20 protein-coding genes are annotated in these 22795 nt (G+C 71.8%); 14 read left to right on the top strand and 6 right to left on the bottom strand.

The genetic code is table 11. The features are described 5' to 3' along the window. The first annotated feature begins 31 nt into the window (after nucleotides 1-31). From KHP12_RS47265 to KHP12_RS47275, 3 genes are read left to right on the top strand one after another with little or no spacing between them, the layout of a single operon-like run. On the top strand, nucleotides 32-2044 hold the full coding sequence (locus KHP12_RS47265; RefSeq protein ID WP_246648916.1) for a prenyltransferase/squalene oxidase repeat-containing protein: 2013 nt from the start codon (nucleotides 32-34) through the stop codon (nucleotides 2042-2044). Next, nucleotides 2041-3345 carry an FAD-dependent oxidoreductase gene (locus tag KHP12_RS47270; protein WP_086882530.1) on the top strand — a complete coding sequence of 435 codons (1305 nt, stop codon included), beginning with the start codon at nucleotides 2041-2043 and terminating at the stop codon, nucleotides 3343-3345. Before KHP12_RS47265 ends, KHP12_RS47270 begins: the two co-directional genes overlap by 4 nt. 12 nt (nucleotides 3346-3357) lie before the next feature. Next, nucleotides 3358-4221: a TauD/TfdA dioxygenase family protein gene (locus tag KHP12_RS47275; RefSeq protein ID WP_037962419.1), complete on the top strand. Its 864-nt coding sequence runs from the start codon at nucleotides 3358-3360 to the stop codon at nucleotides 4219-4221. 25 nt (nucleotides 4222-4246) lie between these two features. Here the strand turns inward: KHP12_RS47275 and KHP12_RS47280 are convergent, their stop codons facing one another. Next, nucleotides 4247-5122 carry a lytic polysaccharide monooxygenase auxiliary activity family 9 protein gene (locus KHP12_RS47280; protein ID WP_086882529.1) on the bottom strand — a complete coding sequence of 292 codons (876 nt, stop codon included), beginning with the start codon at nucleotides 5120-5122 and terminating at the stop codon, nucleotides 4247-4249. A gap of 214 nt (nucleotides 5123-5336) precedes the next feature. Between KHP12_RS47280 and KHP12_RS47285 the strand changes: the two genes are divergently transcribed. Next, on the top strand, nucleotides 5337-5765 hold the full coding sequence (locus KHP12_RS47285) for a spore-associated protein A (protein ID WP_078559628.1): 429 nt from the start codon (nucleotides 5337-5339) through the stop codon (nucleotides 5763-5765). A gap of 128 nt (nucleotides 5766-5893) precedes the next feature. On the opposite strand, the gene KHP12_RS47290 is transcribed toward KHP12_RS47285, so the two are convergent. Then, nucleotides 5894-6343 carry a nuclear transport factor 2 family protein gene (locus tag KHP12_RS47290; protein ID WP_086882528.1) on the bottom strand — a complete coding sequence of 150 codons (450 nt, stop codon included), beginning with the start codon at nucleotides 6341-6343 and terminating at the stop codon, nucleotides 5894-5896. A 115-nt stretch (nucleotides 6344-6458) separates the two neighbouring features. On the opposite strand from KHP12_RS47290, the gene KHP12_RS47295 reads away from it, so the two are divergent. From KHP12_RS47295 to KHP12_RS47310, 4 genes are all read left to right on the top strand, one after another. Further along, nucleotides 6459-7232, top strand: a complete 774-nt coding sequence (locus tag KHP12_RS47295; RefSeq protein ID WP_167442550.1) for an oxygenase MpaB family protein — start codon at nucleotides 6459-6461, stop codon at nucleotides 7230-7232. 87 nt (nucleotides 7233-7319) lie between these two features. Further along, complete coding sequence (locus KHP12_RS47300) at nucleotides 7320-8636, top strand: PucR family transcriptional regulator (protein WP_211834662.1); 1317 nt, start codon at nucleotides 7320-7322, stop codon at nucleotides 8634-8636. A 168-nt stretch (nucleotides 8637-8804) separates the two neighbouring features. After that, nucleotides 8805-9158: a hypothetical protein gene (locus KHP12_RS47305; protein WP_086882526.1), complete on the top strand. Its 354-nt coding sequence runs from the start codon at nucleotides 8805-8807 to the stop codon at nucleotides 9156-9158. Next, a complete protein-coding gene (locus tag KHP12_RS47310; protein WP_086882525.1) occupies nucleotides 9155-10753 on the top strand; it encodes a sodium/solute symporter in 1599 nt (532 codons plus the stop codon). The genes KHP12_RS47305 and KHP12_RS47310 overlap by 4 nt, the downstream gene beginning before the upstream one ends. Nucleotides 10754-10808: 55 nt before the next feature. Here KHP12_RS47310 and KHP12_RS47315 read toward each other — a convergent pair whose 3' ends face one another. Continuing rightward, entirely contained in the window at nucleotides 10809-11390 is a 582-nt protein-coding gene (locus KHP12_RS47315) for a CGNR zinc finger domain-containing protein (RefSeq protein WP_086882524.1), read from the bottom strand. A 56-nt stretch (nucleotides 11391-11446) separates the two neighbouring features. Between KHP12_RS47315 and KHP12_RS47320 the strand changes: the two genes are divergently transcribed. The 3 genes from KHP12_RS47320 to ulaA are packed head-to-tail and all read left to right on the top strand — an operon-like array spanning nucleotide 11447 to nucleotide 15064. After that, nucleotides 11447-12655, top strand: coding sequence for an MFS transporter (locus KHP12_RS47320; protein WP_245010017.1), 1209 nt, complete (start codon nucleotides 11447-11449; stop codon nucleotides 12653-12655). A 28-nt stretch (nucleotides 12656-12683) separates the two neighbouring features. Beyond that, nucleotides 12684-13484, top strand: a complete 801-nt coding sequence (locus KHP12_RS47325) for a PTS sugar transporter subunit IIAB (RefSeq protein WP_086881150.1) — start codon at nucleotides 12684-12686, stop codon at nucleotides 13482-13484. Nucleotides 13485-13507: 23 nt separating this feature from the next. Next, nucleotides 13508-15064 (top strand): PTS ascorbate transporter subunit IIC, encoded by a 1557-nt coding sequence (gene ulaA, locus KHP12_RS47330; protein WP_086881151.1) that lies wholly within the window; start codon nucleotides 13508-13510, stop codon nucleotides 15062-15064. A gap of 57 nt (nucleotides 15065-15121) precedes the next feature. Here ulaA and KHP12_RS47335 read toward each other — a convergent pair whose 3' ends face one another. Further along, nucleotides 15122-17371 carry an ATP-binding cassette domain-containing protein gene (locus tag KHP12_RS47335; protein ID WP_210608919.1) on the bottom strand — a complete coding sequence of 750 codons (2250 nt, stop codon included), beginning with the start codon at nucleotides 17369-17371 and terminating at the stop codon, nucleotides 15122-15124. 134 nt (nucleotides 17372-17505) lie between these two features. Here KHP12_RS47335 and KHP12_RS47340 point away from each other — a divergent pair, with 134 nt between their 5' ends. Together KHP12_RS47340 and KHP12_RS47345 are read left to right on the top strand one after the other, a co-directional pair. Continuing rightward, nucleotides 17506-18240 (top strand): MerR family transcriptional regulator, encoded by a 735-nt coding sequence (locus KHP12_RS47340; protein WP_086886576.1) that lies wholly within the window; start codon nucleotides 17506-17508, stop codon nucleotides 18238-18240. 57 nt (nucleotides 18241-18297) lie between these two features. Next, nucleotides 18298-18780: a VOC family protein gene (locus KHP12_RS47345; protein ID WP_086886577.1), complete on the top strand. Its 483-nt coding sequence runs from the start codon at nucleotides 18298-18300 to the stop codon at nucleotides 18778-18780. Nucleotides 18781-19032: 252 nt separating this feature from the next. Here the strand turns inward: KHP12_RS47345 and KHP12_RS47350 are convergent, their stop codons facing one another. Continuing rightward, nucleotides 19033-19983, bottom strand: coding sequence for a serine/threonine dehydratase (locus tag KHP12_RS47350; protein WP_211834663.1), 951 nt, complete (start codon nucleotides 19981-19983; stop codon nucleotides 19033-19035). Nucleotides 19984-20018: 35 nt separating this feature from the next. Here KHP12_RS47350 and KHP12_RS47355 point away from each other — a divergent pair, with 35 nt between their 5' ends. Further along, nucleotides 20019-20666 carry a TetR/AcrR family transcriptional regulator gene (locus KHP12_RS47355; protein ID WP_086883354.1) on the top strand — a complete coding sequence of 216 codons (648 nt, stop codon included), beginning with the start codon at nucleotides 20019-20021 and terminating at the stop codon, nucleotides 20664-20666. A gap of 57 nt (nucleotides 20667-20723) precedes the next feature. Here the strand turns inward: KHP12_RS47355 and htpG are convergent, their stop codons facing one another. Next, nucleotides 20724-22610 (bottom strand): molecular chaperone HtpG, encoded by a 1887-nt coding sequence (htpG, locus tag KHP12_RS47360; protein WP_244203015.1) that lies wholly within the window; start codon nucleotides 22608-22610, stop codon nucleotides 20724-20726. Between the last annotated feature and the right edge of the window lie 185 nt (nucleotides 22611-22795).

The raw sequence follows: 22795 nt of genomic DNA on the forward strand, positions 1-22795 counted from the left end.
CGGCGCGCCACCAGCAGAAGGGTCCGATCGCATGCCCGCATCCGCCTTGACCGAGAGCGTCGGCACGGCCGTCACCACGGGTGCCGAGGCGCTCCTCGCCCACCGCCGCGACGACGGCGCCTTCGTCTTCGGCGCACACCACGCCTCCCCGCTGAACACCGCCGGAGCCCTCACCGCACTGCACTTCGCCGACCCCGAGGGCTCGGCGGAGACCATCGAGCGCGGTGTCACCTGGCTGTGCGAGACCCAGCGGGACGACGGCGGCTGGGCCATGCCCTCGGTGCCCACCGAACCCCTCACCACCGCGCTCGCCGCCGCGGCGCTCCACCTGCTCGCGCCCCGCCGGGCGGCGTCGGCCGTACGCGCGGCACGGGCCCGGTTCGAGGAGCTCGGCGGCTCCGCGGCCGTCCCGGAACCCGCGATGACCGCCCTCATCCGCCAGTTCCACACCTTCGCCGGACTGCCCCACGAGGGCGCCCAGCGTCGGCTCCCCCTGGAGCTGCTGCTCTTCCCCGGCCTCAGCCGCCGCCTGCTGAGCCTGCGGCTGCCGATCTACGCGAGCCAGGCGCTCGCCCAGTCCGCCCACCGCCGCCGCGGCCCGGCCGGCCGGGCCCTGGACCGGCTGGCCCGGCCGAGGGCGCTGGCCATCGTCCGTGACGCGTACGAACGCGAGGGCGCCACCGGCGGGTTCAGCACCGACCCCTGGCTCACCGGACTCATCTGCCTGGGCCTCGCCCGCTCCGGCCAGGCGCCCGACCTGGTGAGCGCCGCTGCCCGCTGGCTCCGCTCGGCGGCGAACCCCGACGGCTCCTGGGATCTGATGCCCCTCGATGTGACCTGGACGAACTTCGCCGCCGCCGCGCTGATCGAGGCCGGTCACGCCGATGACCCCCAGCTGATCGGCACCCGCGAGATGCTCCACCGCCACCAGCAGCCCGAGCCGTTCGACGCGCTCGGCTGCCCGGCCGGCTACTGGGGGTTCTCCAGCCCGCGCAGCTGGCCGATGGCCCTGGAGACGGCCGAGGCCGGCGCCATCCTGCTGCGGCTGCCCGGCGGCGCGGACGACCGCCATGTGCGCGCCGGGCTGGCCTGGCTGACCGCCACCCAGGACGCGGCCGGGTCCTGGAGCCTCGCCGTACGGAACAGCAAACCCGGTGGCTTCGGGCCGTGCCCCCAGATGACCGCCAAGGTCGTGGGTGCCCTGCTCGACTCCGGGGCCGAGGCCGACGACCCGCGCGTGGTCAGGGCGGTGCGCTGGCTGGTCGGCCGGCAGCGCCCCGACGGCTCCTACGAGGCCATGTGGTATCGCGGCGGCACCCCCGGGACCGCCGCGGCGCTGGAGGCGCTGAGCCGGGCGGGCCGTACCGAGGAACACCACCGGGCGGCGGCCCGGGCCAGGGACTGGCTGCTGCGCACCCGGCACCCCGACGGTTCGTGGAGCACGGGGGACCGCTCCGGACCGGGCGCCACCCGGCGGGGCACCGTCGAGGAGACCGCCTGGGCGCTGCGCGGGCTGCTCGCCGCCGGGCTGAGCCCCACCGACCCGGCCCCGGCGGCGGCGGCCCGCTGGCTCGTCGACGCCCAGCGGGCGGACGGCGGCTGGACCCCGGCCCCGGTCAACGAGTACATCCGCGGCTGTGCGCGCTACGCCGACGACGGCATCGCGGCGGGCCTGGCGGTGCGGGCCCTCGCCCACTACCGCTCGGCGGAGGCCGCGGAGGTTGTGGAAGCCACGCACGAATGCGGCTGTCGCCGCGAAACCGGTATGCGCGAGACCGGCACTGGCGCATTCGGCTTGCGCGAGACCGGCGCGCGCGAGACCGGCCCGCGCGAGACCGGCAGTGGCGAGACCGGCCCGCGTGCAACCGGCCCGCGCGAGACCGGCGTTGACGAATCCGGCACCTGTGAGACCGGCCCGCGCGAGACCAGCGTTGACGAATCCGGCACCTGTGAGACCGGCACCTGTGAGACCGGACCGCGTGAGACGGGCACGCGTGAAACGGGCATGCGCGAAACCGGCACTGGCGAAGGAGGCAGGCGATGAGCCCCGATGTGCTGGTGTGCGGGGCGGGCGTCGGCGGTCTCGCGGCGGCCCGCGCGCTCGGCGGCCTCGGACTGGACGTCCTGGTGGTCGACAAGCAGCCGAGCGTCCGTCCGATCGCCAAGGGCGAGGTGCTCCAGCCGGGCGCGCTGCGCCTGCTGCGCTCCTGGGGCGTGGAGAAGCGGCTCGACGCCCAGGGCGCGGTCCGGCTCGGACGGCTGGTCGTCCGTGATCCGCGCGGCACCGCGCTGATGTCCCTCGACTACGGCCAACTGCCCGCCCCCGACCAGTGGTTGCTGGCCCATGACCACACCGCCATTCTCGCCGCCCTGGCCGGGAGCCTCGGGCCGGGCGTGGAACTGCGCCGGGGTGTCCGCGCGGAGGCGCCGCTGCGCGACGACTCCGGGCGGATCACCGGACTGCGGCTGGCCGAGGGCGGCAGGGTCCACGAGGAGCGGGCCCCGCTCGTGGTCGCCGCCGACGGCATCTCCTCACGGCTGCGGTCCTGGGCGGGCATCGAGGCCCGACGGGTCGACTACCCGCACCGGCTGGTCTCCTTCGACATCGGCGACGCCGACGCGGCGGCGCGGGCCGACGACTTCTCGGCGTATGTCACCGACCGGGGGCTGCGGCTGCTCTATCCGCTGCCGGGTGGCCGGCTGCGGCTCTATCTCCAGGCCGGGCCCGATGAGCTGCGCGGTGTCACGGCACGCGGGGGACTGGCCGACTGGGCGGCCAGGGCGCTGTCCCAGGTGCCCGCCCTGGAGCCGCTGACCGCGCCCCTGCTCGCCCATCTCGGCACCCGCCAGACGCTGCCCGTCGGACGGCTGCTGTCGCCCCGGCTGGCCGGCCAGGGCCTCGCGCTGGTCGGCGAGGCCGCGTACGCCGTCCATCCGATGGCCGCGCAGGGCATGAACACCGCCATCACCAGCGCCGGTGCCCTCGCCGAGCGGCTTGCGGGCCATCTGGAGCGCACCGGCGAGATGTCGGCCGCGGCGGTGGACGGCGCGCTGCGCGACTACCACGACCGGCAGCTGCCCCTGCTCGCCCAGGCGGCCACGACCAGCGGCAACGCGGCGCGGATGGTCACCGATCTGTCGTGGCGCGGCCGGGTCCTGGGCCGCCGGGCCGTCCGGCACACCGGCGCCAACCCCCGGTTGCTGCACACCGTCACCCACAACATGTCGGGCCTCGGCCCGCGCCCGCTGACCCTGCTGGACCGGCTTCAGCAGCTCGGTCTCCTCCCCGATCCGCGCGCCCACCGAGTGCCGGCCGCTCCGGCCGGCCGACCGCAACCCATGTGAGGACGGTTTCCCATGCCCACTCCCGAACCGGTCGTGACCCCCGTCTCCGGAGCGCTCGGCGCGGAGATCCGCGGTGTCGATCTGACCGAGCTCACCGACGAACTCTTCGAGCGGATTCATGAGTTGCTGCTCAAGCACCTCGTGGTCTTCTTCCCGGACCAGGAACACCTCACCCCGGAGGCGCATATCGCCCTGGGACGGCGGCTCGGGGAGCTGGAGGTCCATCCGTTCCTGCCGAAGGCCGAGGGCCATCCCGAGATCGTCGTGCTGGACGCGGACCAGGGCGCCAAGGCCGACGAGTGGCATATCGACGTGACCTTCCAGCCCAATCCGCCGGTCGCCTCGATCCTCCATCTCCAGGTGTGCCCCGCCTCCGGTGGCGACACCATGTGGAGCAACCAGTACCTGGTCTACGAGGCGCTCTCCGAGCCGATGCGCGAACTCCTCGACGGGCTCACCGCCGTTCACGTCCTCAACACCCCGCAGACCGGTGAGCACTCCGCCGAACACCCGGTGGTGCGGATCCACCCCGAGACCGGCAGGCGCTCGCTGTACGTGACGCGCATGTGGACCTCGCACATCCCGCAGCTCAGCCGCCCGGAGAGCGACGCCCTGTTGCAGTACCTCTTCGAGCACTCCGAGTCGCCCCGGTTCAACTGCCGCTACCACTGGCAGCCCGGCGCCGTCGCGATGTGGGACAACCGCGCCACCCAGCACCTGGCCGTCAACGACTACACCGGGCCGCGCAGGGGGCAGCGGGTGACCGTCCTCGGCGACCAGCCCACCGGCGACACCCCGCGCTGGAAGGAGTACCGGCCCGCGCCCGACGAGCGCTACTACCCGCGCCATGTCACGGCCCGGTACGGCTACCGGTGACGGCCCACCACAACCGTCGAGCCGGTCAGCGGCTCGGGCGTCGCCGTCGTACGGTGGCGGCGACACCCGCGCCGAGCACCAGCACGGACGCGCCACCGGCGAGCAGCACCGGAGTGGTGTTGCCGTCACCCTCGTCGGCGGCGGAGGAGGAGGCCCGGGCGGGCGTGGCGGCGGCACGGGACGGCTCCGTGGGCTCCGTGGCGGACTGAGCCGGCGGGGCGGCGGCCTCGGACGACGGGGCCGCGCCCGACGAGCCCTTCGCCGGGGCCCTCAACACCACATCGGAGCAGGAGTAGTAGGTGTCCGGGGTGCTGGTGTTCCGCCAGATCGTGTAGAGCAGCTGACGGCCGCTCCGGTCGGCGGGCAGCGTGGCCTTGATGTGGTAGGCGTCGTCCACCAGTGCGGGGTCCTTGGCCGTGGCGAACGGCTTCGCCTCCAGATCGGACCACGTCAGCGGCCGCGTCGGGTCGTAGCCCCCCTTGGTCAGATACAGCTCGAAGGTCCCCGTGTGCGGGATGGTCGACCGGTAGGTGAGCGTGAGATCCGCCCCGGCCGACAGCCGCGTCGAAGGCCAGTCGGCGCGCGGCAGGTCCAGACCCCGGTACGCCTCCAGGCCCCCGCTGCACAGCTTTCCGTCCGGGATCCGCTCCCGGTCCTTGCCCGCCACCCCCGCGATCCGCAGGTTGTCCCAGTCCGCGGCTTCCGGGCCATTGGCGGCCCGGGCCGCCCGGCACGCCGCCGACCGCGCCGCGCCCCCGCCGTCGGGGGAGCAGGCGAACGTCCGGCTCACCGGGTCCGTCGGCGCCCCGTGCGCCTGCGCGGGCGGAGCGGCCAGCGCCGTGAACAGACAGGGAAGGGCCCCGAGAAGGGCGCCCACGGCGGCGGTGCGGTACGAGATCATCCGGTGCGGCCCTCCGGGGTCGGTGCGGTGGCGGGCGGCTCGCCCGTCCCGAGGAGTACGGGAAGCCCGGTCCGTGCGTTCAACGGGCCGCCGTAAGCCGCGTCATGATGGCGTACAACCATCCGCCATCTCCGCATGTCTCCCTAGGCAGACGCAAACAGCGCCTACGCCCATGAAGAATCATTAAGGGGGACAAATGAATCTTTCTCGCCGTATGGCCGCCACCGCGGTCCTCGCCACCGCCATCGCGGGCACCGTGGCCCTGACGCCGCAGGCGTCCGCCGCCGCCACGGCCTCGTACAACGGTGTGTGCGGCAGCGGGTACAAGGTGGTGAACTCGGCGCCCATCGGCTCCAAGGGCACCGTCTTCCTCACCTACAACTCCGCCAAGGGCAAGAACTGCGTGGTCACCGTCCGGAACGCCACGGGCAAGCCGGTTCCCATGTTCGCCTACCTGTACGTTCAGGGCGCCGACGAGTCGGCCGAGGACGGCGGCGCGTACACCTCGTACGCGGGCCCGGTCTACGGCGACGGGCGCGGCAAGTGTGTGGACTGGGCCGGGGGCATCGACAACCAGTCCACCTGGACCTACGGATCGAACTGCGGATCCCTGAAGGCCTACCGCGTGACCAAGGGCTGGTAAGCCCGGAGCCACACGGTCGGCAGAGCCGACGGGGGATCACACGGGGGAGCGGCGGCCACCTCATCGAGGTGGCCGCCGCCATCGTCGTGCGGCCGCTCGGGGTTTCGGCGCCGGAACGGATCTGCGCGCTACACCTGGCGCTCGGTGAAGGCCACCGCGTGGGTGTCCAGCACGATGTGGAGCTCCGCGAGGCGGTAGGCGGCGCCGTCGGAGCGGACCACGCAGCGGACCACACCGCCGGCGATCGGGGTCACCTGACCGTCGGTGATGTTGGTGGCGTACATGTAGGACACCACCGAGATGTCATCGCCGTCGACCCGCTCGATGTGGATGTTCGAGGCGTTGTGGCGCAGCGGATAGCCGGCCGCCTCGCGGTGCTGCCGCTGCCAGGCGATCACCTGCTCGCGGCCCCGGTTGTCGGAGGCGATGAACTCCTCGTACGGGGAGCTGCCGGTGTCCGAGCGGGAGGTGATGTGGACGTCCTCGGTCAGCAGCTCGGGCCAGACGTCGAACTGCCCCTCGTCGAAGGCGAACCACCAGCGGTGGATCAGCTCATGGACCGCCAGACGATCGAGCATGCGGAACTCTCCCCCCGAAGATTCAAGTGATCGACAGCATATCCCGCGACCGCCAGTACGGTGGCCCCATGTCCGCAGTCGACGACCATCCCCAGCGCTCCCTCGAGGCGGGCTGATGACGCCCTCGCACCCCGCGCTGCGGCAGGCCGAGGAGATCTACCGCCGGGTGGCGTTCGACACCTTCGCCCAGGATCTGAAGATGGGGCTCAACCTGGGGTTCTGCCGCACCTTCGCGGTACCGGAGATCGCCCGGGTGCTCACCGCCACCGGCCGGATGACCCGGCACACCCGGGCCCGCGCCAAGGCGACCGGCGAGCTGATGTACGGGATGTTCCGCCACGGGCTGGACGGCGAGGAGGGCGAGCGGACCGTCGCCGCGCTGAAGCGTCTGCACGCCCCCTGGGACATCAGCGATGACGCCTACCGCTATGTGCTGGCCTGTTTCGACCTCGCCCCGATGCGCTGGTGCGCCGCCTACGCCTGGCGGGCACCCACCGACACTGAACGGGACGCGTCCCACACCCTCTATCTCGCCCTCGCCGAGCGCATGGGCATTCCGGACGTCCCGCCGGACCGGCGGGAGTTCGAGGTGTGGATGGAGGACTTCGAGCGGGCCCACTTCACCTTCACCCCCGAGGCCCATGCCCTGTGGGGAGCCACTCGGGACCTGCTCGCCGGGCGCGTACCGGGTGTGCTCGGCCCGCTCGCGGGCAGCGCCGCCGACAGCCTTCTGGACGACGGGCTGCGCCGGGCGCTCGGGGTTCGGCGGCCCCCGGCGCCGGTCCGCGCCGCGACCCACTCCGCGCTGCGGCTTCGGGCCGTCGTCGGGCGGGCGCGCGGAAGAATTCACGGAAGGCACCGACCCACCGGTATGCCAATGGTGCAATAGCCATGCAGGCTCTGGTATCAAACCTGGCCGTGGCCTCACGCTGCCGCGTTGAGCTGCGCATTGCCCGTCACAGGTGGAGGAACGTCCATGCACCCAGTCACCGGCTCCCGCGCTTCCGTCCCCGCCATGGGTCGCGCCCCCCGCCTGTCCGCCGACCGGGTCCGGACGCCGCCCCGGATGCCCGCCGCCCGTCCGCCGATCCGGTCGCGGGCCGACGCCGAGACCGTGGCGCTGCTGCACCGCACCGCCCGGGTGCTCATCGAGGAGGTGCCACGGCTGACGGACCGTATCGTCGCGCTGATGAAGGAGCGGGAGCCCGCCTACCGTTCCGCCGCCGTGGACCCGCACGAGGTGTGGCGGGAGGTCCACGACTCGCTCAGCCACAATGTGCGCTCGCTGGTGCACCCCAAGGAGACGCGCGAATCGGCCCGGTCCTGCGCCTGGCGGATCGGCACCGACCGCGCCGCCCAGGGCTTTCCGCTGGACGCGCTGCTGCACGCGTACCGCATCGGCTGCACCGTCGTCTGGGAGCACCTCCTGGAGACCGCATCGAAGGAGGACCCGCTCGGCGCCCAGTCGCTGGTCCATGTCGCCGCCGATGTGTGGAACTTCGTCGACGAGCACTGCACCCTCGTCGCCACGGCGTACCAGGAGGTCGAGCGGCAGCTCTCCTGGCACCGGGAGAACCGCTACCGGATCATCGTCGCGGCCCTGCTCGACGGCACCGCGCGGGTGAGCGACTTCCCCGAGGCGGAGCAGGTCCTCGGCCTGCCCGAGCAGGGGCGTTACGCGGTCGTGGCGCTGGAGGACGCCGACGCACCGTGCCGGACGCCGCACTCCGTCAAGGTGGGCGACGGACTCCGTACGGTCTGGCACACGGCGGAGGGCACCGCCCACGCCATCGTGCTGCTCGGCGACGGCGACGGCGGCAGCGGCAGCGGCGCGGAGCGGCTGGTCCGCGGGCTGGAGGTGCCGCCCGGCGCACGGGCCGGGGTCAGCCCCGCCGTGACCGGCCTCGCCGCGATCAACACGGCGCGCAGACTCGCCGATACGGCGTTGCGTACCCGCCCGGCCGCCGGGACCGCGGCGCTGCTGGAGGAGCGCTATCCGGAGGCGCTGGTGGTGTCCTCCCCGGACCTCGGCACCGCGCTCGCCGACCGGATGCTCGGACCGGTCCTGGCGTTGGAGTCCGCCGACCGGGAGATGCTGCTGACGACGCTGGCCGCCTGGCTGGAGGCCGGGGGATCGGCGCGCCGCGCGGGCGGGCTGCTGTTCTGCCACCGCAACACGGTGCTCAACCGGCTCCGCCGTTACGAGCAGTTGACCGGGCGTTCGCTGGACCACCCGCGCGAGGTCATGGAGTTGTCGCTCGCGCTGTCCGCGCACCGGCTGCTGACGCCCTGAGAACCACCCGTCTGCCTGAGCCGATGTGGGCGTGCACAACGGCTCCGCGCCGACCATGTGCGGCCGTCACACGGTCCGCGGGTTGGGCTGTACGCGACCTTTCTGACCTGCTGTCGTGGCGTTTCCGTCCCGGTGACCCGGGACGGAACCCGCACAAGGAGCCGCGACATGTCCGACCACGACCGCCCCTGGGGTCCGTTCCCGTCCGTCCCGTCCGTCCCGTCCCGCACCGCGCCCCGCACCGCGACCTTCCCGCCCCGCTCCGCGGCGCCGCCCCCGCCGACACGGCGCTCACCGTGGCAGCGGCCGTGGCCCTGGTCGGCGCGGGCGGCCTGTACCGCGCTCACCTGTCATGTGGCCGCCGTGGTGGTCAACTGCGCCGCCGAAGGCGTCGTCAACCTCGGCGCGGGGGGCGGGTTCACCGTGGGCGCCATGCTGATCGGCCTGGACGCGGCGGTGCTGCTCACCGTCCTGGCCCGGGCCCACCGCCGGGCCGGCACCGCGGGGGAGGGGGAGCGGTGAGCTTTCTCGACCCCAGAACGCTCGCGTTCGTGCTCTTCGCGGGCTTCATGGCCGTCTCGTTCCTGCTGTGCATCCTCGCGGCCACCGGCAACGACGACCCCACCGAGTTCTACCTGGGCACCGGCGCGCTCAGCCCGATGCAGAACGGCCTGGCCATCGCGGGCGACTACATCTCCGCCGCCACCGTGCTCAGCACCACTGGCACCATCGCCCTGGCCGGGTTCGACGGTGTGCTCATCGCCACCTCGACCGTGCTCTCCATCCTGATGTTCATGCTGGTCCTCTCCGGACCGCTGTGCGGACGGGGGCGGTTCACCCTCGGCGACGTCCTCTCCGAGCGGCTGAGCGAACGCCCCGCCCGCATCGGCACCGCCGTCGTGGTGCTGGTGGTCGTCATGCCGCTGCTGCTGGTCCAGCTCAACGGCGCGGGCGCCATGCTGGCCCTGCTGCTCGGCATCCCGGGAAGCGGCGCGGTCACCGGCTGTACCATCTTCATCGGCTCGCTCATGGTCTGCTACGCCGCCCTCGGCGGGATGAAAGGCACCGGATTCGTCCAGATCCTCAAGACGGTGCTGCTGCTCGCCGCGTTCGTCCTGCTCGCCTGTCTGGTGCTGAAGCGCTTCTCCTGGAACCCGGCCACCCTCTTCGACGCCGCGGCCGACGCCAGCGGCTACGGCGACGGCTTCTGGCAGTCCGGCCGCCAGTACGGGGACTCCCTCAGCGGCCGCATGGACGTCATCAGCGTGCAGCTCACCCTCGCCCTCGGCGCGGCCTGCATGCCCCACCTCACCATGCGGCTCCATCCGATCCGCGGCATGCGGGCCGCCCGCGCCGCCACCACCTGGGCGGTGGGCGCGGTCACCACCATCCTCGGGCTGATCGTGATCGTGGGCGCCGGAGCCACCGCCGTCGTCGGCGCGCGCGTCCTGCGCGCCTCCGACCCCACCGGCAGCGACTCGCTGCTGCTGCTGACCCTCGCCCTGGACCCGTCGGCGCAGGAGGCCGACCAGAGCCTGCTCTTCTCCGTCGTGGCCTGCGCGGTCGTCGCCACCACTCTCGCGGCGGTCGCCGGACTCACCCTGGCCGCCGCGGCCTCCCTCGCCCATGACGTCCTGGCCAAGGTCGTCTTCAAGGGCGGGCTCTCGGCGAACCGGGAGCTGGCCGCGGCCCGTACGGCCATCGTGGTCGTCGGCGTCGTGGCCGTCGTCCTCGCCATCGTCACCCAGCACTGGAACCGGCAGGTCCTGATCTCCTTCACCTTCGCGGCCGCCGCCTCGGCCCTGCTGCCCGTCGTGCTCTACGGCACCCTGTGGCGCGGCTTCACGGTGAACGGACTGCGCTGGGCGCTGTACGGGGGGCTTCTGCTCACCGCCGTGGCCATGGCCTTCTCCCCGGCGATCTCCGGCAACCCGCTCTCGGTCTTCCCCGAGCGCGACTTCCACTGGTTCCCGCTCCGCAATCCGGGTCTGATCACCATTCCCGCCGGGTTTCTGCTCGGCTGGCTCGGCTCCCGGTTCGGAGGCCACGGACGGCGGGCCCGGCATGTCCAGGACCCGGCGCGGGGGGACTCGTCCTACGCGGTGCACACCGGCTGACGCGTGCGTCCCCGCACGGAGTTCGGGCTACGGGGTTCGGGCTACGGAACTCGGGCTACGGCGTTCGGGATCCGGCCCCGGCCTTGGCGCGCCGGTGGGCGGCCACCCGCTCGCGGGTCGCGCACCGGCGTGAGCAGTAGCGGCGCTCCGGTCCGCTGCCCACCGTGAGGAAGACATCGCCGCAGCTCGGGGAGGAGCACAGACCGCCGGGCGGGCGTTGACCCTCCCAGAGCAGCACGGTCAGCGCCATGCACGACGAGGCGAGCAACCACTCGCCCCACGGCGCCTCGTCGTCGCTGTCCAGGTGGGGATGCCAGGGCGAGCGGCCGTCGTGCGAGCTGAGCCGGAGCGGGCCCGTGCCCTCCCGCAGCAGCCGGTTCAGCACCCCGGCGGCCTCGTCGACATGGCCCGCGGCGAACACCTCGCGCAGCCGCAGTGCGGCGGTGCGCATCCCCGCGACATCGTCGGCGGTGAGCTCGAGCGGGCCGGACTCACCGTGATCGAGCAGCAGCCCGGCGATCGCGGCGGGGTCCGGGGCCGGCTCCGCGGTAAGGGCGTTGACGAGGGCGGCGGTGCGCCGGGCGGTGGCCCGTACCGAGTGCCGGGTGGACCAGTCGTCGTTCGAGGGCGGTGACATGACGTCAATGTAACGCACCTGGTGAGGTTTTGCGTTAGGTGCGTAACGTGCTCCGCATGGCGGGGCGTTACGCGTTGGGGTGCTATCTGGGCGGGGCGGCCGCCGCCCGCGCGGGGGACGAGATGTCCGGCCCCGCGCTGCTGCTGGCCGGGCCGGTGCTCACCGGTTCGCCCTCCTCGGGCCCGGCGCTGCTGGCGGGCATCATGGCCGCGGCGGCGGTCGGCGGACCCCTCTTCGGGGTGCTGCTCGACCGCTCGGCCCGGCCGGGCCGGCTCCTGGCCGTGGCACTCGCCCTCTACGCGGCGGGGCTGGCCGCGATCGTCATGGGCCTGGGACGGGTGCCGTTCGCCCTCACGGTTCTCCTCGCGGTGGGCGCGGGTCTGCTGGGACCGGCCCTGTCCGGCGGATGGACCTCCCAACTGCCCCGGGTGGCACCGCCGCCGGGCCTCCCTCGCGCCACCGCGCTCGACGCGATGACGTTCAGCCTCGCCGCGCTGGTGGGGCCCGCACTCGCCGGGGCCGTCGCGGGGGCGGCCGGAGCACCGGCCGCCGTGGTGGTGTCCATCGCGCTGATCGGCCTCGCGCTGCCCGCCGCCTGGGCGCTCCCCGCGCCCGCTCGGTCCGCGCCGGTCGAGCCGCCGGCCACGTCGGTCGTCGCCGATCTCACCGCCGGGCTGCGCTTCATCGCCCACCACCGGCCCCTGGCCCGGGCCACCGCCACCTCCGTCGTCTCCTGCGTCGGCCAGGGCGCGCTGCTCACCTGCTGGCCGCCGCTCGGCGCGGCCGTGCTCGGCGGCGCCGACCACGGCGCCCTGCTGCTGTCCGCCACCGCCGCGTCGGCCCTCGTGGCCAACGCGGTCCTCTCCCGCCGCCCCCGCCCGCCGGGCCCGGACACCGTGCTCCTCGGCGGCGCCCTGCTGCTCGTCCTCGCGCCCCTGCTCGCGGCCACCGGCCACCCGGCCGCGCTGATCGCCGCCGTGCTGCTCACCGGCGCCGCCGAGGGCCCCCAGCTCACGGCCCTGTTCGCGATCCGCCACCGGGAGGCGCCCGAGCGGCTGCGCGGCCAGGTCTTCACCACCGGCGCCAGTCTGAAGATCACCGGCTTCGCCCTGGGCGCGGCCCTCGCCGGTCCGCTCGCCACCTGGTCACTGCCCGGCGCCCTGGTGGCCGCCGGGGGGTGCGAGGCGCTCGCGGTTCTCGTCTTCGTATGCTTGCCGGACACTGCGGAGGCTGCCGCTCCGCTTCCGCCCCCGGGGGCTGTGTGACAGAGCCATGTCAGCCATGATGACCTGCATGGAAGATCTGAAAGACCTGCTCCCCGTCGAGGCCGTCCGGCTCGACGTACGGGCGGCCGACTGGCGTGAGGCGATAGGTGCCGCCGGCCGTCTGATGGTGGACACGGGAGCCACCACCGACGAGTACACCCGCGAGATGGTCGCCAACGTCGAGGAGAACGGGCCGTACATCGTCATCGCGCCGGGTGTGGCCTTCGCCCACTCCCGGCCGTCCCCGGCGGTGCTGTCCACCGGGATGTCCTGGGTCCGGCTCGCCGGGCCCGTGGAATTCGGGCATGAGTCCAACGACCCCGTCACCCTCGTCGTCGCCCTGGCCGCCCAGGACTCCGCGGCGCACACCTCCGCGATGGCGAGCCTGGCACGGCTCCTTGGCGACCCCGACACGGCGGCCGCCCTCGCTGCCGCGCCCACCCCGGAGGCGCTGCACGCCGTACTGGCCGGGGAGCGGCCGGAGGACGGCTCCGGGCCGGAGCCGTCCGAGCCGTCCGCCGCCCCCGAGCCCCGGGCGGGTTCGCTGCACAAGATCCTCACCGTCTGCGGCAACGGCGTCGGCACCAGCCTGTTCCTCAAGAACACCCTGGAGCAGGTGCTGGACCGCTGGGGCTGGTCGAGGTTCGTCACCGTGGAGGCCACCGACACCATCTCCGCGAAGGGCAAGGCATCCGAGGCCGTGGCCCTGCTGACCTCCCGTGAGATCGCCAGGACCCTGGGCGATGTGGGACGGCCGGTGAAGGTCGTCCAGGACTTCACCAGCACCGCCGAGGTGGACGCGGTGCTCCGGGACACGTACGACGTCTGAACGACGGGGACTGAGGAAGCACCATGGGCTGGTTTGTCACCCTTGCCACGTTTCTCGTCAATGAGATTCTGAGCGAGCCCGCGTATCTGATCGGCATCATCACCGCCGTCGGACTCATCGCGATGAAGAAGAGCACCGGGCAGATCATCGGCGGCGCCATCAAGGCGACCCTCGGCTTTCTGCTGATCGGCGCGGGAGCGGGGCTGGTCACCGACTCCCTCGCCCCGCTGGGCACCATGATCCAGGGCGTCACCGGCGCCCACGGCGTCATCCCCACCAACGAGGCCATCGTCGGCATCGCCCAGGACCAGTTCGGTTCACGGGTCGCCTGGCTGATGATCCTGGGCTTCGTGGTCAGCCTGCTGCTGGCCCGGTTCACCCCGCTCCGCTATGTCTTTCTGACCGGGCACCACATGCTCTTCATGGCCACGCTGCTGACCGTGGTCCTGGCCAACGGCGGCCGCTCGACCATCGTCGTGGTGGCCGTCGGCGGTGTGCTGCTGGGCATCATGCTGGTCGCGATGCCCGCCTTCGCCCACCCCTGGACCAAGCGCGTCACCGGCAGCGACACCGTGGCCATCGGCCACTTCGGCACGGCCGGGTACATCGTGGCGGGCGCGGCCGGAAAGGTGGTCGGCAAGCGCAGCCGCTCCACCGAGGAGATGAAGCTCCCCGAGGGGCTGCGCTTCCTGCGCGACTCGATGGTGGCCACCGCCCTGTCGATGCTGCTGATCTACCTGGTCATGGCGGTCCTCCTGCTCATCAAGGAGGGGCAGAAGGCCGCCTTCAAGGCGTTCGCCACGGGCACCGGTGGCGCCGTGGCCACCGGTACCGGCAACTACCTGATGCAGTCCGTGATGCAGGGGCTCCAGTTCGGCATCGCGGTCGCGGTGATCCTCTTCGGCGTCCGTACGATCCTCGGCGAGCTGGTCCCCGCCTTCCAGGGGATCGCGCGGAAGGTCGTCCCCGGCGCCCTGCCCGCGCTCGACGCGCCCATCGTCTTCCCGTATGCGCAGAACGCGGTGCTGATCGGGTTCATCTCCAGCTTCACCGGCGGGCTGATCGGCCTGGCCCTGCTCACCTGGATCTTCAACCCGGCCTTCGGCCTCGCCCTGGTGCTGCCCGGTCTGGTGCCGCACTTCTTCACCGGCGGCGCGGCCGGGGTCTACGGCAACGCGACCGGCGGTCGGCGCGGCGCGGTCGTGGGGGCGTTCCTCAACGGGCTGCTCATCACCTTCCTCCCCGCCCTGCTGCTCAAGGTGCTCGGCGCGTTCGGCGACCAGAACACCACCTTCGGCGACGCCGACTTCGGCTGGTTCGGCGCGCTCATCGGCAACGCGGGCAAGGCCGGTGGCGCCGCCGGGCTCGTGGTCATCGTGCTGCTCGGCCTCGCGGTCCTCGGGGCGGCGATCCTGGTGCAGAAGCGGGTGGTCGACACCGGCTGGGACCCGGGCGCGGCGCGTGACGCCCTGATGCCGCGCGAGAGCGTGGTGGCGCCCGCCGAGACGGGCGCCACCACGGCCGCCTACGCCAAGATCCCGCCGCCCGCGGGCGCTCCCGCACCCCCGCCCGCGCCCTGACGCGCCGTGCCGCCCTGGTGGTCCCGCCGACGGGACGGGACCACCAGGGCGGGGGGCTCACGTCCGCTTGACGTAGTCGCGCAGGTGGACGGCGGTGAGCGAGCCACCGGTGTCCACGAGGTCGGCGGGGGTCCCGGTGAACACCACCTGACCGCCGTCGTGGCCCGCCCCCGGGCCCATGTCGACGATCCAGTCCGCATGGGCCATCACGGCCTGGTGGTGCTCGATGACGACGACCGTGTTGCCCGTGTCGACAAGCCGGTCGAGCAGGGCGAGCAACTGGTCCACATCGGCGAGGTGCAGTCCGGTGGTCGGCTCGTCCAGGACGTACGTCGTGCCGCTCCGCGCCATGTTGATGGCCAGCTTCAGCCGCTGGCGCTCACCCCCGGAGAGCGTGGTGAGCGGCTGGCCCAGGGCCAGATAGCCCAGCCCCACCGCGGCCAGCCGGTCCAGGATCACCCGGGCCTGCCCGGTGGTGAAGAACGCCAGCGCCTCGGCCACCGACATGCCCAGGACATCGCTGATGTTCCGCCCGCGCAGCCGGTACGTCAGCACCTCGGGCCGGAACCGCCTCCCCTCGCAGTCCTCGCACACCGAGGCCACCTCGGCCATCATGGCGAGGTCGGTGTAGATCAGCCCGATGCCCTTGCACCGCGGGCAGGCGCCCTCCGAATTGGCGCTGAACAGCCCCGGTTTGACCCGGTTGGCCTTGGCGAACGCCGTCCGGATCGGATCGAGGAGCCCCGTATAGGTGGCCGGGTTGCTGCGGCGGGAGCCACGGATCGCCGACTGGTCCGCGACGATCACCTCCTCCCGCCCGGACAGCGACCCATGGATCAGGGAGCTCTTGCCCGATCCGGCGACACCGGTGACGACGGTGAGCACACCGAGCGGGATGTCCACGCTCACATCCCGCAGATTGTGCAGCCGGGCGCCCCGGACCGGCAGTTGCCCGGTGGCCTGCCGCACCTTCTCCCGCAGCCGCACCCGGTGGTCCAGATAGCGCCCGGTCAGGGTGTCGGAGGCGCGCAGGCCCGCCAGGTCGCCCTGGTAGCAGATCCGCCCGCCCGCCACCCCGGCGCCGGGCCCCAGGTCCACCACATGGTCGGCGATCCGGATGGTCTCCGGTTTGTGCTCCACGACCAGCACGGTGTTGCCCTTGTCCCGCAGTTGGAGCAGCAGCCGGTTCATGCGCTCGATGTCATGCGGATGCAGGCCCACCGTGGGCTCGTCGAAGACATAGGTGACATCGGTCAGGCTGGAGCCCAGATGCCGGACCATCCGCACCCGCTGGGCCTCGCCGCCGGACAGGGTGCCGGACTCCCGGTCCAGGCTCAGATACCCCAGGCCGATCTCGACCAGGGAGTCGAGGAGCGCGCGCAGGCTCTCCAGCACCGGCCCGACGGAATCGTCCCGGATCCCGCGTACGAACTCCGCCAGATCGCTGATCTGGAGGGCCGAGCAGTCCGCGATCGAGCGGCCGTCGATCCGGCAGGACCGGACGGCCTCGCACAGCCGGGCGCCCTCACACTCGGGGCACTCGGCCAGGGTCATGGCCCGGTCGGCGAAGGCGCGCATGCGCGCCTGCATCGTCTCCCGGTCCTTCGCCAGGTACTGCCGGCGGACCTTGGTCACCAGCCCCTCGTAGGTGAGGTTGTTCTTCCCCACCTTGATCTTGGTGGCCGGTTTGTGGAGGAAGTCCTCCCACTGGTCCGGGGTGTAGTCCCGGAGCCTGGTATCGGGGTCGAAAAGGCCGGAGGCCGCCATAACCTGCCAGTGCCAGCTGTCCACCTCGAATCCGGGGACGGTGATCGCCCCCTCCTTCAACGACTTCTCCCTGTCGACGAGTTGGCCGATGTCGATGTCGGTGACCCGGCCGAGCCCCTCGCACCCCGGACACATGCCCTCGGCGGTGTTGAAGCTGAAGGCGAGGGGAGGGCCGACGTACGGGCTGCCGATCCGGCTGAACAGGATCCGCAGCAGGGTGTGGGCATCGGTGGCGGTGCCCACGGTGGAACGGGAGTTGGCGCCCATCGGCTCCTGGTCCACGATGATCGCCGCACTCAGATTCCGCAGCGAGTCGACGTCCGGCCGGCCGGGCGTCGGCATGAAGTTCTGGACGAACGCCGTATAGGTCTCATTGATGAGCCGCCTCGACTCCGCGGCGATGGTGTCGAAGACGAGCGAGGACTTACCGGATCCGGAGACACCGGTGAAGACCGTGAGCCGCTGCTTGGGAATGTTCACACTCACGCCCTGGAGGTTGTTTTCCCTGGCGCCACGGACCTTGATTTCGCTGACATCCATGCCTTCAAGTGTTTCATTGAAGTGCATGTTGAGACTTTTATCGGCTTTCCGCCCAACCCCGCCGGAGGCACCGCGATATCGTGGGCGTCAACCCTCAACTCGCCCGTGAATCCTCGATGCGAAAGTGACGAACCGTGAGCCGTACGGACGCCGCGCTGCGCCCCGTCGACCTGGCCCGTATGGCGGGTGTCTCCACCCAGCAGATCCGCAACTACGTCGACGCGGGCATCCTGCCCCCGGCCGCCCGCACCCCCGCCGGATACCGCAGACTCGACGACCGGCACCGCAGAGCCCTGGTGACCTACCGGGCCCTGATGCCGGGATACGGCGCCGAGACCGCCCGCGAGGTCATGCGGGCGGTCCACGACGAGGACGTCGCCCTGGCGCTCACCCTGGTCAACGCCGGTCATGCGGCGCTCCATGACCAGCGGCTCTCCCTCGAGGCGGCGGGGAAGGCGCTCGAAGTGGTCGCCGAGCAGACTCCGGACGCGTCGGCGCCGTCACGCTCCGGGCCGCTGCGCATCGGCGAGGTGGCCGCCCGTCTGGGGCTGCGCACCTCGGCCCTGCGGGTGTGGGAGTCCGCCGGTCTGCTGCGCCCTCGGCGCGACCGGAGCACCGGCTACCGCGTCTACGGGCCGTCCGACGTCCGGGACGCCCGGATGATCGACCTGCTGCGCCAGGTCCGCTATCCGCTGCCCCAGATCCGGCCCGTCCTCGACGGTCTGCGCCGCACGGGGAGCAGCGAGGCCCTGCGCACGGTCATCGCCCGACGTCAGGAGGGGCTCGCCCAGCGGGCCACGGCGATGCTCGAGGGCTCCTGCCGGCTGCACCACTACCTCACGGAAAACGGATCGGCCGAGGACCGATGAGTTCCCGGCGGGGGAGCGGTCTGTAGGGGTGAACGCTCCCCAACGCAGGAGGTACTGATGGCCAGCGACGGATTCACCACGTGCCTGTGGTTCGACGGCCGAGCCGAAGAGGCGGCGCAGCACTACATCTCGATCTTCAAGAACTCCAGGCTCGGACGGATCACCCACTACACCGGGGTCGAGCCCGGTGGCCCCGCGGGGAGCGTGCTGACCGTCGAGTTCGAGGCCAACGGGCAGAAGTTCGTGGGGCTCAACGGCGGGCCGCAGTTCACCTTCAGCGAGGCCATCTCCTTCCAGGTCCACTGCGCGGACCAGGACGAGGTGGACTACTACTGGAGCAAGCTCTCCGAGGGCGGCGAGGAGGGCCCCTGCGGCTGGGTGAAGGACAAGTTCGGGGTGTCCTGGCAGATCGTCCCCACCGTCCTGATCGACATGATCGCCGACGCGGACCCGGGGAAGGCCAAGCGGGCCACCGAGGCGATGATGAAGATGGGCAAGCTCGACATCGCCGCGCTTCAGGCGGCGTACGACGGCGCGTAGCCGATCGTACGGGGCTTCCCCCTCCCCGCCCCTTCCCGCAGCACCGATATGCGGCTCCGCCGCGTGGCAGGGGCTTCGCCCCTGGACCCCGGGGCCCGGGGCGGAGCCCCGCCTTCCAGCCTCTCCAGGGGGCACCTCCCAGCGGTAGCTGGGGGAGTTTGAGGAGCGGGGTCTGGGGCGGAGCCCCAGTTGAGGGAAGGGGCGGGTAGGAGAGCAGCCCGCCGCAGGCGTACGCGTACCGCCGGACACCGCTCAGCGGCCGTGGGTGAGATCCGCGGGGTCGGTGTTGGCGCCGCAGAGGAGCACGGCGACCTTCTCCCCGGGCCGCGGCCGGTACGCGCCTGAGGTCAGGGCCGACAGCGCCGCGGCCGCCGCGTGCTCGACCGCGATCCTGCGGTCGTCCCACAGCGCCTGCCGCGCGGAGACGATCGCCTCGTCGTACACCAGGACCGACCGCACCCCGTCCTTGCGGGCCCACTCCAGCGCGGCCGAGGACACATGGCGGGCCCCGAGCGAGTCCGCCGCCACCGAGTCCACCGGGACGTCGACCACCGCACCGGCCTCCAGCGCGGCGTTCAGGGCCCGGCAGCCGTACGGCTCCACCGCGACGACTCGCACTCCGCGCTCCAGGGCGGACACCGCGACCCCGGTGAACAGCCCGCCGCCCCCGACCGCCACCACCACGGTGTCCAGATCGGGCCGGGCCTGGAGGATCTCCTCCATCACGGTGCCCGCCCCGGCGGCGATCAGCGGATGGTCGTACGCGTGCGACAGCAGGGCACCGGTCTCGGCGGCGTGCTTCTGGGCGGCGTCCCGCGCGTCGGCGTACTCGGTGCCGATCTGATGGACCGCGGCGCCGAGCCGGCGCAGCCGGTCCACCTTCACCACCGGCGCGGTCTCGGGCACGAACACGGTGGCGGGCACGGAGTGCTGGGCAGCCGCCCAGGCGCACGCCAGCCCGGCGTTTCCGCCCGAGGCGATGACGGCACCCGCGTCCGGCAGGGTGCCCGCCTCCCGGTGGGCCCTGATGAAGTTGAACGCGCCCCGCGCCTTGAAGGTGCCGGTGTACTGGAGGAACTCCAGGGCCAGCCATCCCTCGGCCGCACCCCACGCCCCTTGCTCCACCGGTGCGAGCGCCACGGGCCGGATATGTCCCGCGACCCGCTGGGCCGCGGCAGTTACGTCCTCAATGGAAACAGTCACTGAAACAGTGTAACAACCACTGGTACGCTCGGGGTGTGCGAAACAAGGACCGAGCCGACCAGCCCACCCTGGAGGCCATCGCCGAGGCCGCCCTGACCGTCGTCGACGACGAGGGGCCCGAGGCGCTGAGCTTCCGCAGGGTGGCGCAGCTGCTGGGGGTCTCCCATGCCACGGTCTTCCGCCGCTGCGGTGACTTCGACGGTCTGGTGATCGCGTGCGCGGACCGGCTGGCCGCGCGGATGCCGCTGGTGGGGCAGGACCAGGACTGGGCCACCGCCACCGAGGCCCGCTTCGCCGCGTTCTACGAGGTGTTGATCGAGCACCCCGGTCTTGTGGCGCTGCGGTCGGGCCGCGCCTGGTGGGGGCCGCATCTGCTGAGCCGCCTCGTGGAGCCGCAGCTGGCGCACAGCATCGCCGCCGGAATGGCCCCCGAGGTGGCGATCCGGGTCTACCGGCGGCTGTATCTGCTCACCCTCGGCGCCGTGGCCTTCGTCGACCACCGCGACGCGAAGCGGGTGCGCACGGCCGCGCGTACCGCGCTCGCCGCGCTGGACCCCGAGGACTTCCCGGCCCTCACCGGAAACCTGAACGTGGTCGTGGACGCGCTGACCGACCACGAGGTCTACCACGGCGCGCTGCGGCAGCTGATCGACGCCTCCGCGGCGGCCTGTCCCGGACGGTGACCGACGCGAAGCGGGGCGGGCCCGAGTGGGACCGCCCCGCCGCACGCCAAGGCGTGGCTACAGCGTCTGCTGCACCCGCTCCGCCACCAGCTTGATGAAGCGCGACGGATCGCTCAGCTCACCGCCCTCGGCGAGCAGCGCCATGCTGTAGAGCAGCTCGGCCGTCTCCCCGAGACCGCTGTCGTCCTTGCGCTCGGCGTGGGCCTTGCGCAACCCGCTGACCAGCGGATGGGTGGGGTTCAGCTCCAGGATGCGCTTGATCTGGGGCAGGTTCTGGCCCATCGAACGGTAGATGTTCTCCAGGGCCGGAGTGACATCGAAGGTGTCCCCGACGATGCAGGCCGGGGAGGTGGTCAGCCGCGAGGACAGCCGCACCTCCTTGACCTGCTCGCTCAGCGTCGACGTCATCCAGGAGAGCAGCTCGGCGAAGTCCTTTTGCCGCTGCTCCCGCTCGGCCTCCGCCTCCTCGTCCTTCTCGTCCTTCGAGTCGAGGTCGACCTGCCCCTTGGCGATGGAACGGAGCTGCTTGCCGTCGAACTCCGGCACGGCGTCGACCCACAGCTCGTCGATGGGGTCGGTGAGGAGGAGCACCTCGAAGCCCTTGTCCCGGAACGCCTCCATATGGGGCGAGCTCTCCACGATCGACCGGGACTCGCCGGTCATGTAGTAGATGTGCTCCTGCCCGTCCTTCATGCGCTCGGCATAACCGCGCAGCGTGGTCGGCTGCTCGGCGTCCTGGGTCGAGGCGAACGAACACACCTCGAGGATCGCCTCGCGGTTCTCCAGATCGCTGAGGAGACCCTCCTTGAGAACGCGGCCGAATTCCTTCCAGAAGGTCGCGTAGCGCTCCGCGTCGGAGGACATGATGTCCTTCACCGTCGAGAGCACCTTCTTCACCAGGCGGCGCCGCATCAGCTGAATCTGGCGGTCCTGCTGAAGGGTTTCCCGCGAGACGTTCAGCGAGAGGTCCGCGGCGTCCACCACGCCCTTGACGAAGCGGAGGTATTCCGGCATCAGCGCTTCGCAGTCGTCCATGATGAAGACGCGCTTCACGTAGAGCTGCACACCCCGCTTGCGGTCCTGCATATACAGGTCCTGCGGTGCCCGGGCCGGAATGAACAGCAGCGACTGGTATTCGAAGGTGCCCTCCGCCTGCATGCGGATGGTCTCGAGCGGATCGACCCAGTCATGGCTGATGTGCTTGTAGAACTCGTGGTATTCCTCGTCGGTGACCTCGTCCTTGGGACGGGCCCACAGCGCCTTCATCGAGTTGACGGTCTCGAGCTCGGGCGCCTTCTCGTCGCCCTCCTCCGCCTGCTCCGCCTCGTCCGTGCCGGCCGGGGCCTGGGCAGGGGCCATCCTGATCGGCCAGGTGATGAAGTCCGAGTGCTGCTTGACGATTTCCCGGATCTTCCAGGGCGAGGCGTAGTCGTAGAGGTGGTCCTCGGTGTCCTCCGCCTTGAGCTTCAGCGTCACGGAGGTGCCCTGGGGGGCGTCGTCGACCGGCTCGATCGTGTAGGTGCCCTCGCCGCTGGAGACCCAGCGGGTGCCCTGGCTCTCCCCGGCGTGCCGGGTCTCCATGGTCACCTCGTCGGCCACCATGAAGCTGGAGTAGAAGCCCACTCCGAACTGCCCGATGAGATCCGCGGAAGCGGCCGCGTCCTTCGACTCCCGCAGCTCCTTGAGGAATTTCGCGGTGCCGGAGTTCGCGATCGTGCCGATGAGCTCCACGACCCCCTGATGCGACATGCCGATGCCGTTGTCGCGGACGGTCAGCGTGCGCGACTCCTGGTCGATCTCGATGGCGATGTGGAGATCAGAGGTGTCCGCCTGAAGGCTCTCGTCGCGGAGCGATTCAAGGCGCAGTCTGTCCAGCGCGTCGGAAGCGTTGGAGATGAGCTCGCGCAGAAAGACGTCCTTGTTCGAGTAGATCGAATGGATCATCAACTGCAGAAGCTGTCGTGCCTCGACCTGAAACTCGAAAGTCTCGACCCCTGTAGTCAACTGTTTCCCCTCATGAGATAAGTGTCGACGCCATCAAGCACAGTGCGTCATCGGCAGCTTATCGAAGGTGAGGGGTGTCGAGCGGCCTTCCGGGCAGATGACGGAGGGCCGCTCACGGAGCCGGA

Source organism: Streptomyces asiaticus (genome assembly GCF_018138715.1).
Classification (GTDB): Bacteria; Actinomycetota; Actinomycetes; order Streptomycetales; family Streptomycetaceae; genus Streptomyces; species Streptomyces asiaticus.